The following is a 13,897-nucleotide window of genomic DNA, read 5'->3' on the forward strand; positions in this document are numbered from 1 at the left end:
TCGGATGTTCGCTCTTGCTAATCAACCGCGCTTCACACTGACCGTGGAGGGCCACTCGCATGAATTCAAGGTGCTTGAGTTCACTGGCAAGGAAGCCATCAGCCAGCCTTTCCGTTTTGACCTGGAGCTGGTCAGTACCCGGCCGGATATCGAGCTTGAAACGGTGCTGCACCGTCAGGCGTTTCTACGATTCGATGTGCGAGGCGCCGGCGTTCACGGTCAGATCTTTCGCGTAGGCCAGGGCGATTCCGGAGGGCGTCTGACGCGCTATCAGGTCAGCCTGGTTCCGCGTCTGGCCTACCTCGATCAACGCATCAATCAGCGGATCTTCCAGCACAAAAGCGTGCCGGCGATCGTGACGCAGATCCTCGAGGAACATGGCATTCTGCGCGACGCGTTCGAGTTCCGGCTTGGCAGTGAATACGCCGCCCGCGAGTATTGCGTGCAATACGCTGAAAGCGACCTCGCGTTCATCCAGCGGCTCTGTGCCGAGGCTGGCATTCACTACCACTTCCAGCACAGCCCCGACGGACACCTGCTGGTGTTTGGTGATGACCAGACGTTTTTCCCCCGTTTGCCGGCATCCACGCCCTATGTGCCCGGCAGTGCGATGGCCGCCGATAGCCCCGCGATCCAGCGCTTCAGCGTGCGCCTGGAGACCCGCGCGACGGAGGTCACCCTGCGTGATTACGACTTCCACAAGCCTCGTTTGCAACTGGAAAGCCGCAGCGACAACCAACAACTGCCGACCCTGGAGCACTACCACTTTCCCGGCCGGTTCACTGACCGGGAGCAGGGCAAGGATCTGGCGCGACGAAGGCTGGAGCGGCATAACGCGGACTACCGCCAGGCTGAAGGTCGCAGTGATGAGCCCGCCCTGGTCACTGGGCATTTCCTGCGCCTGAGCGAACACCCGCGCCAGGCGTGGAATGACTTGTGGCTGATCACGGCCATCGAGCACCGCGGTCGACAGCCGCAGGTGCTGGAAGAGTTGGCTGGCAGTGAAGGGGTGGATGATTTTCAGGGCTATCGCAACACGTTTCTGGCCACACCCTGGGAGGTGTTCTTTCGTCCGCCGGCGATCGGAAAACCCCTGGTGGCGGGTTATCAATCGGCGGTCGTGACCGGCCCTGCGGACAGGGAGATCCACTGCGACGAGTTCGGGCGGGTCAAGGTTCAACTGGCCTGGGACCGTGAGGGTGGGCGCGATGAGCATTCCAGTTGCTGGCTGCGCGTCGCCACGGGCTGGGCCCATGACGATTACGGTCTCGTACTGACGCCCCGGGTGGGCATGGAGGTGCTGGTGGGGTTCGTCGATGGCGACGTCGACAAGCCGATCGTCATGGGGTGCCTGGCCAATGGCGCCAACCCGGCACCCCTGAACCTGCCAGCGGACAGCACCCGGAGCATTTTCCGCAGCCGGAGCAGTCCGGGTGGCCGGGGCAGCAACGAAATCCGCATTGAAGATCGCGCCGGTGCCGAGGAGGTCTATGTGCGGGCCCAGCGAAACTGGACCCAGCATGTGCTGAGCGATCTGAATCTGCAGGTCGACAGCCAGCGCAGTGCGGTGATCGGTGCGAACGATACCCTGCAAGTTCGTGGCGACCGGCACATTCGTATCGACAACCAGACGGTCAAGGCGCGCGGGCAATGGCATGTCGGTGCCGGTCAGCAAGTGGTCATCGACGGCGGCGCCAACGCTACGATTCAGGCCGGCGGGCACTGGATCAATATTGGCCCGGCAGGCATCTTCAGCAGCGTACCGATCCAGCTCGGTGGAGCGCCGATGCCGGCATTGGGCGCCTCGACCGCTCAACGAGCGTTGGTGCCGCTCAGCGCGGCTCAGATCCTGAGCCTGAAAAGCGATGCGCCCTTCTGCGAAGAGTGTGAGCGCTGCAAGGAGGGTGTCTGTGCAGCCTGAACGCCTGTCGCCCTACGATTGGCTGCTGCGTCAGCCGCTTGCGCCAGGCGAGCAGGTGTTCGCGGTTTTCGGCGAGGCCAGTTCCGCCGGGCCGTTCAACGCCTGGTGCCGGTCCAGCCCGGTGCACGCGCCCACCGCTATCTGGGCGGGCACGGCTTATGCCGAGTGGCGCGCGGTGATGCCCTATGTCGCCCTTGTTGATGTCGACGGTGATTTTCTGCAGTGGGTCGCCACGACCACGGCAACCGATTGGGGTTGGCTGCTGGTTTCATCGGTGCCTCAAGAGCAATTGGTCGAGCATCTGCGAAGCCTGACTCAGGTGCTGTTACCTGACGGGAGGGCTGTCTTTTTTCGCTTCTGGGACGGGCGCTACCTGCGCTCGATCATTCAATGCGCCGAGGTTGATGCGCCTGATTTGCTGCCGGCGGTGACGCGTTGCCTGATCAATGGCCAGGCGTTCGAGATCGGTGCAGGCGTGCAGAAAACCCCGCGGGATTTTCCGTGGTGGCAGGTTCCCGAAACGCTGCTGGAACAACTCGGCGAACATTCCAATATGACGTTGCTGAACAACTTGCTGCATTGGTTGAGCGAGGAGCGTCCCGATGTGTTCGAAGGGTTTTCCGAGAGTGTTTTACGGCGCAAGGTTGCGAACTTCCTGGCGCAGCCCGGCCTGCCGCCCGCGCCTGAATCGGCATTGGTGGCGTTTCTCGCAGCGGAGCTGGCCTGATCAGCAGCGGTGGGGCCCGGGCGGCCGTTTCCAGTGGGCATGACCGCTGTGCGACTGCCCGCTCGGCTGCGAAGCCCTGACGTTCGCCGCTGTACGAGGTAAACTCCCCGGCCTTCGCAGGAGCAATCATGAATTATCGTCACGCCTTCCATGCCGGCAATCACGCCGATGTGTTCAAACACCTGACTTTGACCCGCCTCATCGCCCTGATGTCGCGCAAGGAGCAGCCGTTTGCCTATCTCGATACGCACGCCGGTATTGGTCTGTATGACCTGCAAGGCGATCAGGCGAGCCGTACCGGCGAGTACCTGGAAGGCATTGCACGGTTGTGGGGGCAGCCGGACCTGCCGGCGCTGACCGCCGATTACATGAAGGTGCTGCACGACATGAACCCGGATGGCCAGTTGCGCTATTACCCGGGGTCGCCCGAGTTGGCGCGGCGGCTGACACGCCCGCAGGATCGGGTGATGCTCAATGAGAAGCACCCCGAAGACGGTGTGTTGCTCAAGGACAACATGGCCGGCGACCGCCGGGTAAAAGTGCACCTGGGCGAGGGCTGGCATGTGGCGCGCGCGATGTTGCCGGTGCAGGAGAAGCGGGCGGTGATGTTGATCGACCCGCCGTTCGAACAACTGGATGAAATGAAGCGCTGTGCCGCGTCGTTGAAGGAAGCGGTGGGCCGGATGCGCCAGACCGTGGCGGCGATCTGGTACCCGGTGAAGGACCAGCGTCTGTTGCGTCGCTTCTACCAGGACCTGGCGGGCACGGGCGCACCCAAGTTGTTGCGGGTGGAGTTGCTGGTGCATCCGCTGGACACGCCGAACAGCCTGAACGGTTCCGGGTTGGCGATTGCCAATCCACCGTGGGGGCTGGAAGAGGAATTGCGCGAGTTGCTGCCGTGGCTGTCCGAGAAACTGGGGCAGACCCAGGGCGGATGGAAAATGGATTGGTTGATCGCGGAGTAGCGGGCCATCTGCAGGAGCGAGGGTGCTCGTTCCTGCAGGAGCGCGTGGAAGCGGTTTAGATTGGGCAAGTCACGCCGGTGCCGCCAATCCCGCAATAGCCTTCCGGGTTCTTGGCCAGGTACTGCTGGTGGTAGGCCTCGGCGAAGAATACGGTCGGGGCTTCGGCGATTTCGGTGGTGATGGTGCCTTGGCCGGCCTTCGTCAGTTCAGCCTGGAACACGTCTTTGCTGCGTTCGGCGGCGGCGAGTTGAGCCGGGTGGGTGGCGTAGATCACCGAGCGGTACTGGGTGCCGATATCGTTGCCCTGGCGCATGCCCTGAGTCGGGTTATGCAGTTCCCAGAACATCTTCAGCAGCTCCTCGTAGCTGACTTTCTCCGGCTCGTAGACCACCAGCACCACTTCGCTGTGGCCGGTCAGGCCCGAGCAGACTTCCTCGTACGTCGGGTTCGGCGTCAGGCCGCCGGCGTAACCCACCGCCGTGCTGACCACGCCTTCGCGCTGCCAGAAACGACGTTCCGCGCCCCAGAAGCAGCCCAGGCCGAAGATCGCAAACTCGACGTTGCTGGAAAACGGACCCAGCAGCGGCGTGTCGTTGACGAAGTGTTTTTCCGGCAGGGTCATTGGGGTTTCGCGGCCGGGCAGAGCTTGTTCTTTGGTAGGTAGCACGTTTTTGTTCACCAGGATTTCCGAGCGCAAGACCATGATCAGCCCCCTCAGTCAGGTTGAAATGTGAATAAACAGGACGTCAGTTTGCCCGAGAGTCGCGCCGCTGTCAGGCGATAGGGCCACGTGGGTAGCGTTTGAGCTTGTCGATCAGCTCGGAGCCCGGGATCGGCCGGTCGAACAGGTAGCCCTGGCCGACGTCGCAACGATGACGGCGCAGGAACGCCAACTGCTCGGCGGTCTCGATGCCTTCGGCCACGACCTTGAGTTTCAGGTTGTGGGCCATGGCGATCACCGCGGAGGTGATTTCCATGTCGTCCTGGTTGTCCGGGATCTCGTGAATGAAGCTTCGATCGATCTTGATGATGTCGATGGGGAATTTCTTCAAGTAACTGAGCGACGAGTAACCGGTGCCGAAGTCGTCCATGGCCAGGGTCAGGCCCAGGCGCTTGAGCTGGTCGAGCTGCAGGTGGGTGTCTTCGGTGGCTTCCAGCAGCAGGCCTTCGGTCAGTTCCAGTTCCAGCAGGCTGGGCGGCAGCGCCTCTTCCTTGAGGATGTTGGCGATCGAGGACACCAGGTCCGGGTCGGAGAACTGCTTGGGCGACAGGTTGATCGCCACCTGCAGGTTGCCCAGGCCGGCGGCCGTCAGGTCCTTGCTCATGCGGCAGGCCTGGCGGGCAATCCACTTGCCGATGGGGATGATCAGGCCGGTTTCTTCGGCAACGCTGATGAATTGGTCCGGGCGGATCATGCCCTTTTCCGGGTGGTTCCAGCGCAGCAGCGCTTCCATGCCCAGCAGGCGACCGCTGCGCAGGCAGAGCTTGGGCTGGTAGAACACGTCCAGCTCGTTTTGGGTCAGGGCACGACGCAGGTTGTTCTCGACGAACAATTTGTAGCTGGCCTCGGCGTTCAGTGCTTCGGTGAACACCTGCACCTGGTGCTTGCCGTTGGCCTTGGCCTTGTGCAGTGCAAGGCCGGCGTTGCGCATCAGTGTCTGCGGGTCGCGGCCGTGCAAGGGCGCGCAAGCCAGGCCGACAGAACCGGTGACGCTGATCAACTGGTTGTCGACGAACATCGGTTTGTCGAGGGTCGCCAGCAGTTGATTGGCCACTTGCTGGCCCGATGTAAGGTCGGTGTTGTCCAGCAGTACGGCGAATTCGTTACTGGCAAAGCGCGCCAGGCTGCCGCTCGAGGACAGGCTGTTGCGCAGGCGTCGAGCCAGGCTGATCAGCAGCTTGTCGCCGGTCTGGTGGCCGAGGCTGTCGTTGATCCGCTTGAAGTTGTCGATGTCCACCAGCAACAGGCTGATGGGCGTATCGCTGTCCCGAGCGAAGCGTTCATCGAGGTTGCGGATGAAGGCCGGACGGTTGCCCAGGTTGGTCAGGTTGTCGGTGTAGGCCAGGCGTTCGATGCGCTGCTGGGCGAGCTTGGTCTGGGTGATGTCTTCGTAGATGCCGATGTAATGCGTCAGCTCGCGGTTGTCGCCGTACACCTTGGAGATCGACAACTGACCCCAGTAGGGTTCGAGGTTTTTGCGCCGGCTCTTGAACTCGCCCTGCCAACTGTTGCTCTTGGCCAGTGAAGAGGGCGCATCGAACAGCAGTTCACTGAGGTTTTCCAGGGCTGGCAGTTCCGCCAGTCTCTGGCCGTGGACTTCTTCGGTGCTGTACTGGGTGATTGCGGTGAAGCTCGGGTTGACGTACTCCACCACTCCGTCGCAGTTGACCAGCAGAAAGGCGTTGGCGCTCTGCTCGACCGCACGCTGGAACAGGTGCAGGGCGCTGGTCGCGGTGCGACGGTTGTGGTTGTTGATGACCTGGGCGAACTGGTCGGCCAACTCGCCGGCGAAGGCGATTTCGTCGGACTGCCAGGCGCGGGTTTCGCCGGATTGTTCCAGGCAGAGCACGCCGACCACTTGGCCATCGATGCGGATGCTGGCGTCGAGCATCGCGTTCACGTCGCGCTGGCGCAGGGCCTCGGCCATTTCCCGGGTGCGCGGGTCACGAATGGCATTGTGCGCATCGATTGCACGGCTGCCGTGCAGTGCCTCCATGTAGTCGGGGAAGCTGCTGATGTCGATGGCGTCTGGCAGCTCGTAGGTCTGCGTGGTGCGGTGATACGCCGAAATCGGCACCAGCATCGAGCCTTCGAGGTTCCACAGGCTGGCGCAATCGATCTGGTAGATGTCGCAGGCGCTGCGGGTGATCAGTTCGGCGGCTTCCTGAAGGGAGTTGCCGGTGCTGTAGCGCTGGCGTGTCAGCAGCAGGATCAGGTCTTGCTGGGCGCGGACCCGGTCCAGGTGCAGGAGTTGTTCCTGCTGGGCGCGCTGATTGAGCTCCAGGGCGATCTGCAGCCGGCTGTTCTGGGTTTCCAGGTCCACCGCCGGCAGCAGGGGTTCGCCCTCGAAGATGCCGTCGACCACCATCAGGTAGCCGCGCAGCAGGTGTCGATTGTGTTGTTTGTAGGCTTCGCCCAGTTCCAGCAGGCTCAAGGTGCCTGCGGCGGTGTGCAGGGTGTAGCGGACCAGGTAATGCGTGTTGTTGGCGAGTTGCTGCTGGATGGCGTCATGCAACTGATAGCGCGCCTCCGGCTCCATCAGGCTGGCGTAGGGGGATCCGACCAGAGCGCACAGTTCCACCGCCGGAAGGCCGAACTGTCGCTCGCAATTGGGATCGAGGAACAGCAGTGCCCAGCTTGGTTCATTCAGCCGCTCGAAACGCAGCATGCCGAGCCGCGAGGGCACCGGTAACTGCGTCACTACCTCGGCCACCATACGGCTGGCGGCATCGGGTTGGCTTTTCATGGAAGGAAACTCGCTTCGAATGTGCTGATCGCGCCGGGCTCTCGCCCTCTTTACTGTTGCCTGCGGCAAGGTTGCATCATTGCGACACTGACTGACAAGAGACATGAAGGCCAAGTGCTATAAGAATATGTCGGCAGAGACGCAGATTTCTTCAGTTGGCTGTGAAAACCGGTGCATTTGACCATTCCCACATTAACGCAACGTGATGTTCAGGGTTTGCACCGGCCTGCCGCATCGATCGTGGTAAGTCACGCGAAGCTGTCCGGACTCGACCAGCAGATGGGCGAAGTTGTCCTGACTGATCACGGCGCTGGTCAATTGATGCCGGTAGTCGCCAGCGGGCGTTCGGGCCAGTGGTTGGTCGAGCATGAACGTGGACGTCCTGGCATAGGGCAACAACCGGCTGTTGCACAGCGGCGATGAGACGATGGTGTGGACTTCGAAGTGAGGGTCTTCGCTGTGCGTCAGCCGGCTGGTCAGCGAACCGTGGACATCGCCGCAGACGAAGAAGACATTTTTGACCCGGTGTGTGCGAATGGTCTCCAGCAACCGTAGTCGTTGCTCCGGGAATCCTTTCCAGGCGTCTTCACCCAGTTTTCTGCGGTCGGGATAGAACATCACGCTGGTGACCACGAATTTGACCCGCGCCGGGCTGTGGATCAACCAGTTGCACAAGGCGTGCTCCTGCTCTTCGTCGAGGATGCGCCGGTTGCCGGCGGTCAGGTTGCGCCGGGTTCGGCTGTCGGTGACGAACCATTCGATATCACCGTTGGCAAACTGGTACCAGTAGCGCTCCAGTCGGTGATTGATCCTTCCATCCGCAAGCAGTTCATGGGCCGGGCTGTGGCTGGCCTGGTACAACTCGTACGCGGCGATCGCGTTGTTGTACAGGTGATCGTCGTACCGGCCTTTGTTGGCTGGCCAGTTGTCTTCGATTTCGTGGTCGTCGAGGATCATGTAGGTGGGGATGCCGGACATCAGCCTGGCAATGTGCGGTTGGGAAAAGGCCGTGCGGTACTTGCTCAGTATTTCCTTGTATTCGCGGTCAGGCGCAATGATGTTCAGGTCGTCGATGTAGACCTGGTCGCCGGTCATCATCAGCGCATTGATCGGCGTGGTGCTGCGCTGCGCCAGGTCGTTGATCGAGGCGAAGATCCGGTCACCCCGATGCGGCAGCGAAGGTATGCCGGCGGTCATCCGCAGGTAACGGCACGAACCCACGATATACCCCCTCGGTACGGTGGTGCTGCCTGAGTGGGTACTGAAACGATAGATTTCCCTCGGCCATTGCAGGGGCAGTTCCCGGATCGACTCCACGGTGTGCACCGGGCTCGTCGGGCTGAACCAGCCCGCCTGGTACTCGTAGGCGGTATTGGCGGCGAGCTGGTCCAGGATCATGACGTCGCACATGTCACGCCTCTTCGTCAGTTGGCTGAACACGCCGCTGGACCAGCGAAGCTCACCGCTGCGTCGATAACGCAGGCCGGCAAATACCGGGGCGTTGCCGGATTCACCGCGCAGGAAAATCCGCGCGTGATGGGGCGTCGTGTGGCCAATGATCGGGCCGACGGTGGGTTTGGACAGGTGCGGATTCATTCGAAGCAGTACTCGCTGGGCCAGTGGACTGTCAGGTGCGCTGCGGTGAGCGCGTCTGGCCCCCAGACTAGAGATTGGCTCGCAAGAAATACCGACGTGAAGTGGACGGGTGATGTGGGTGATGTAAGCCGCGTGTGTAGGACATGGCGCCCTATGTTCGCCGCCCTCGGTAGGAGCACGCTGGCTCGCGTGGGGCTGGACGTTTTTTGCGAGTAAGTCCGCTCCTGCAGATAGCTGAGGGAAATCCAGGGCAAAAAAAGCCCCGCCAAATTGACGGGGTTGAGGTACGAGCGTGGCGCTCGAAAAACAGCGAACGCGACAGGCCCTCCGGTGACGGAGGGCCTGACGGTGTTACAGCAGGATGGTGCGGATGTCCGCCAGCAGGTCGCTCAGGCGCTTGGTGAAGCGCGCGGCCGCAGCGCCGTTGATCACGCGGTGATCGTAGGACAGCGACAGAGGCAGCATCAGCTTCGGCTGGAAGGCTTTGCCGTCCCAGACTGGCTGGATGGTTGCCTTGGAAACACCGAGGATCGCCACTTCCGGCGCGTTGACGATCGGCGTGAAGCCGGTGCCGCCAATGTGGCCGAGGCTGGAAATGGTGAAGCAGGCACCTTGCATCTCATCCGACGAGAGCTTCTTGGTCCGGGCTTTCTCAGCCAGGGAAGCGGCCTCGGCGGCCAGTTGCAGCAGGCTCTTCTGGTCGACGTTCTTGATGACCGGTACCAGCAGGCCATCCGGGGTGTCGACGGCGAAGCCGATGTTCACGTATTTCTTGCGGATGATCGCCTTACCGCTCGGTGCCAGCGAGCTGTTGAAGTCCGGCAGTTCCTTGAGCAGGTGAGCGCAGGACTTGAGCAGCAGCGGCAGGATGGTCAGCTTGACGCCGGCCTTCTCTGCGACGGCTTTCTGGGCGTTACGGAACGCTTCGAGCTCGGTGATATCCGCCGAGTCGAATTGCGTCACGTGCGGCACGTTGAGCCAGCTGCGGTGCAGGTTGGCGGCGCCGACCTGCATCAGGCGGGTCATCGGCACTTCTTCGATTTCACCGAAGCGGCTGAAGTCCACGACCGGGATTGGCGGAATGCCCGCGCCGCCGGTGGCGCCGGCAGCAGCGGCCGGTGCTTCCTTGGCCTTCTGCATCATGGTCTTGACGTAAGCCTGCACGTCTTCCTTGAGGATGCGACCGTGCGGACCGCTGGCGCCGACAGCGCTCAACTCGACGCCGAACTCACGAGCCAGTTGACGCACGGCCGGGCCGGCGTGAACTTTGGCGCCGGGCTTGGCAGGCGCAGCAGCGGGAGCGGCCGCCACAGGTGCGGCAGCAGGAGCAGCGGCGGCAGCTGTCGGTGCAGGCGCGCTCGGAGCGGCAGCGGCCGGAGCGGGAGCGGCGGCCGGCGCGGCGCCTTTGACCTTGAGCTTGAGGATCAGGTCGCCCGTGCCAACTTCGTCATCCAGCTTGATGGAAACGCTTTCCACCACGCCAGCGGCAGGCGATGGAATTTCCATGCTCGCCTTGTCCGATTCCAGGGTGATCAGCGACTGGTCGGCTTCGACGCTGTCGCCGGCCTTGACCAGCACTTCGATGATCTTGGCCTTGCCCGCCGAACCGATGTCCGGCACATGGATGTCCTGAACGCTGTCGGCAACCGGAGCGGCCGGAGCGGCAGCGGCAGGTGCCGGAGCTGCGGCCGCCGGGGCAGCAGCCTGGGCTGGCGCGGCCGCAGCAGGCGCCGCAGCACCCGCCACTTCCAGGTCCAGAATCAGGTCACCGGTGCCGACTTCGTCGTTGAGCTTGACGCTGATGGCCTTGACCACGCCAGCGGCAGGCGATGGAATCTCCATGCTCGCCTTGTCGGATTCCAGGGTGATCAGCGACTGGTCCGCCTCGACGGTGTCGCCGACCTTGACCTGGATCTCGATGATCTGGGCCTTGCCCGACGAGCCGATGTCCGGCACGTGCACCTGCTGGACCGAAGCGGCCGCTGGTGCAGCGGCAGGAGCAGCCGGTGCTGGAGCCGCGGCCGGTTTTTCCTCGGCTTTTGCTGCCGGTGCGGCGGCAGGCGCCGGGGCAGCGGCACCTTCGACTTCCAGCTCCAGCAGTTCGTCGCCTTCTTTCAGGCGATCGCCCAGCTTCACTTTCAGGCTCTTGATGATACCGGCCTTCGGCGCAGGCACTTCCATGCTCGCCTTGTCCGACTCCAGCGTCAGGATGCTCTGGTCGGCTTCGATACGGTCGCCGACCTTCACAAACAGTTCAATTACTTCACCTTCACCGCTGCCGATGTCAGGTACGCGAATGAGTTCGCTCACGGAATCTCTCCTCAGCAGTCCAGTGGGTTGCGTTTTTCCGGGTCGATCCCGAACTTGGTGATGGCTTCAGACACCACTTTAGGTTCGATATCACCACGGTCAGCCAGTGCTTCAAGGGCTGCCAACACCACGAAATGACGGTCGACTTCGAAGAAATGACGCAGTTTCTTGCGGCTGTCGCTGCGACCGAAGCCGTCGGTGCCCAGGACTTTGAATTCCTTGGACGGCACCCACTGACGGATCTGCTCGGCGAACAGTTTCATGTAGTCGGTGGAGGCGATGACCGGACCTTTACGGCCGTTCAGGCACTCTTCGACGTAGCTCAGCTTGGGCTTCTGGCCCGGGTGCAGGCGGTTGGTGCGCTCGACGGCCAGGCCATCGCGACGCAGTTCGTTGAAGCTGGTCACGCTCCAGACGTCGGCGCCGACGTTGAACTCTTCGCGCAGGATCTTCGCCGCTTCACGGACTTCACGCAGGATGGTGCCGGAGCCCATCAGCTGAACGTGGTGCGCCGCATCGCGGGTGTCTTCTTCAAGCAGGTACATGCCCTTCTTGATGCCTTCCTCGGCACCGGCCGGCATGGCTGGCTGCTGGTAGGACTCGTTCATCACGGTGATGTAGTAGAAGACGTCCTGTTGCTCTTCTGTCATCTTCTTCATGCCGTCCTGGATGATCACCGCCAGCTCGTAGCCGTAGGTTGGATCATAGGTGCGGCAGTTCGGGATGGTGGCAGCCAGCAGGTGGCTGTGACCGTCTTCGTGCTGCAGGCCTTCACCGTTGAGGGTGGTGCGGCCGGCGGTGCCGCCGATCAGGAAACCACGGGTGCGGCTGTCGCCAGCGGCCCAGGCCAGGTCGCCGATACGCTGGAAGCCGAACATCGAGTAGAAGATGTAGAACGGCAGCATCGGCTGGTTGTGGCTGGAGTACGAAGTACCGGCAGCGATGAAGGAGCTCATGGCGCCCGCTTCGTTGATGCCCTCTTCGAGGATCTGGCCCTTCTTGTCTTCCTTGTAGAACATCACCTGGTCTTTATCGACTGGCTCGTAGAGCTGGCCGACGGACGAGTAGATGCCCAACTGGCGGAACATGCCTTCCATACCGAAGGTACGGGCTTCGTCCGGGATGATCGGGACGATGCGCGGGCCGATTTCCTTGTCCTTGACCAATTGCGCGAGGATCCGCACGAAGGCCATGGTGGTGGAGATTTCACGGTCGCCGGAGCCGTCGAGGATTGCCTTGAGGGTATCCAGGTCCGGCGTCGGTACGCTGAAGCTCTGCGCACGGCGCTGTGGCACGAAACCGCCCAGTGCGGCGCGACGCTCGCTCAGGTAACGGGCTTCGGCGCTGTTCGGCTCGGGCTTGAAGAACGGCAGGTTCTCCAGCTCTTCGTCCTTGACCGGAATGTCGAAGCGGTCGCGGAACAACTTCAGGCTGTCGACATCGACTTTCTTGGTGTTGTGCGCGGTGTTTTTCGCTTCGCCGGCACCGGTGCCATAACCCTTGATGGTCTTGGCCAGGATGACGGTAGGCTGGTCTTTGTGGTTGACCGCCTGGTGGTACGCCGCGTAGACCTTGTACGGGTCGTGGCCACCACGGTTGAGCTTCCAGATCTCGTCGTCGGACAGGTCGGCAACCATCGCCTTGAGTTCTGGCGTGTTGAAGAAGTGTTCACGCACGAACGCGCCGTCTTTGGCTTTGTAGTTCTGGTACTCGCCGTCGATGACTTCGTCCATGCGGCGTTGCAGGATGCCGTCGACGTCCTTGGCCAGCAGTGGGTCCCAGAAACGGCCCCAGATGACTTTGGAAACGTTCCACTGAGCACCGCGGAACACGCCTTCGAGTTCCTGGATGATCTTGCCGTTGCCGCGAACCGGGCCGTCGAGGCGCTGCAGGTTGCAGTTGATGACGAAGATCAGGTTGTCGAGCTTCTCGCGGCCAGCCAGCGAGATCGCGCCCAGGGATTCCGGCTCGTCGCACTCGCCGTCGCCCAGGAAGCACCAGACCTTCTGCTTGCCGGCAGGGATGAAGCCGCGGGCTTCCAGGTACTTCATGAAGCGCGCCTGGTAGATCGCCTGGATCGGACCCAGACCCATGGATACGGTCGGGAACTGCCAGAAGTCAGGCATCAGCCAAGGGTGCGGGTAGGACGACAGGCCCTGACCGTCCACTTCCTGGCGGAAGTTGTTCATCTGCTCTTCGCTGATGCGGCCTTCCATGAAGGCGCGGGCGTAGACGCCTGGCGAGGTGTGGCCCTGGAAGTAGATCAGGTCGCCGCCGTGTTCGTCGGTCGGGGCCTGGAAGAAGTAGTTGAAGCCGATGTCGTACAGGGTGGCGCTGGAGGCGAAGCTGGAGATGTGACCGCCCAGGTCAGAATCTTTCAGGTTCGTACGCATCACCATGGCCATCGCGTTCCAGCGTACCAGCGAGCGAATGCGGCGTTCCATGAACAGGTCGCCAGGCATGCGTGCTTCGTGGGTAACGGGGATGGTGTTGCGGTATGGCGTGGTGATGGCGTAAGGCAATTGCGAACCGCTGCGGGTTGCGAGTTCGCCCATACGGGTCATCAGATAGTGAGCACGGTCTTCGCCTTCTTTGTCGAGAACCGATTCCAGGGCGTCCAGCCATTCCTGGGTTTCGACGGGATCGAGGTCTTGCATGGCTTGCTCCAGGGCGGAAAGGCTACCAGAATCGGTTGCCTGAGTGAGCGACTGGCCTTGTGGGCAGACGTTATGAATTCTTGGATTGCCGAGAGGTAGGTTCCGGCGGCGTGTAGTTTTACTACAAATCATCGGGCATTTCAGCTATCCGAATGTATATACGAGTAGTAAAACTACAGGTGAGCGGCTTGTGGCCTCCGGCTGCGTTGTGAGAATAATCGTTAAGGTTGGTCTTTTGCCAACCAAAAAAGGTG

At 62.0% G+C, this 13,897-nt stretch carries 8 protein-coding genes; 3 read left to right on the forward strand and 5 right to left on the reverse strand.

Annotation, left to right across the window (positions count from 1 at the left end):
* Nucleotides 1-4: 4 nt before the first annotated feature.
* From IB249_RS21090 to IB249_RS21100, 3 genes are all read left to right on the forward strand, one after another.
* Complete coding sequence (locus IB249_RS21090) at nucleotides 5-1,921, forward strand: type VI secretion system tip protein VgrG (protein WP_192307643.1); 1,917 nt, start codon at nucleotides 5-7, stop codon at nucleotides 1,919-1,921.
* Entirely contained in the window at nucleotides 1,911-2,648 is a 738-nt protein-coding gene (locus IB249_RS21095) for a DUF4123 domain-containing protein (RefSeq protein WP_192307644.1), read from the forward strand. The genes IB249_RS21090 and IB249_RS21095 overlap by 11 nt, the downstream gene beginning before the upstream one ends.
* Before the next feature lie 128 nt (nucleotides 2,649-2,776).
* Nucleotides 2,777-3,613, forward strand: coding sequence for a 23S rRNA (adenine(2030)-N(6))-methyltransferase RlmJ (locus tag IB249_RS21100; protein WP_192307645.1), 837 nt, complete (start codon nucleotides 2,777-2,779; stop codon nucleotides 3,611-3,613).
* Between the two features lie 55 nt (nucleotides 3,614-3,668).
* Here the strand turns inward: IB249_RS21100 and msrA are convergent, their stop codons facing one another.
* From msrA to aceE, 5 genes are all read right to left on the reverse strand, one after another.
* Nucleotides 3,669-4,316 (reverse strand): peptide-methionine (S)-S-oxide reductase MsrA, encoded by a 648-nt coding sequence (gene msrA, locus IB249_RS21105; RefSeq protein WP_192307646.1) that lies wholly within the window; start codon nucleotides 4,314-4,316, stop codon nucleotides 3,669-3,671.
* Between the two features lie 70 nt (nucleotides 4,317-4,386).
* Nucleotides 4,387-7,080, reverse strand: a complete 2,694-nt coding sequence (locus tag IB249_RS21110) for a GGDEF and EAL domain-containing protein (protein ID WP_192307647.1) — start codon at nucleotides 7,078-7,080, stop codon at nucleotides 4,387-4,389.
* 192 nt (nucleotides 7,081-7,272) lie between these two features.
* Nucleotides 7,273-8,664: an alkaline phosphatase D family protein gene (locus IB249_RS21115; protein ID WP_192307852.1), complete on the reverse strand. Its 1,392-nt coding sequence runs from the start codon at nucleotides 8,662-8,664 to the stop codon at nucleotides 7,273-7,275.
* A gap of 363 nt (nucleotides 8,665-9,027) precedes the next feature.
* Complete coding sequence (gene aceF / locus IB249_RS21120; protein ID WP_192307648.1) at nucleotides 9,028-10,986, reverse strand: dihydrolipoyllysine-residue acetyltransferase; 1,959 nt, start codon at nucleotides 10,984-10,986, stop codon at nucleotides 9,028-9,030.
* A gap of 11 nt (nucleotides 10,987-10,997) precedes the next feature.
* The gene (gene aceE, locus IB249_RS21125; protein ID WP_192307649.1) at nucleotides 10,998-13,643 is read right to left on the reverse strand and encodes a pyruvate dehydrogenase (acetyl-transferring), homodimeric type; all 2,646 of its coding nucleotides are present in this window, start codon (nucleotides 13,641-13,643) and stop codon (nucleotides 10,998-11,000) included.
* Nucleotides 13,644-13,897 lie beyond the last annotated feature (254 nt).

Origin of the sequence: Pseudomonas sp. PDM04 (assembly GCF_014851765.1) — a bacterium.
Taxonomy (GTDB): Bacteria; Pseudomonadota; Gammaproteobacteria; order Pseudomonadales; family Pseudomonadaceae; genus Aquipseudomonas.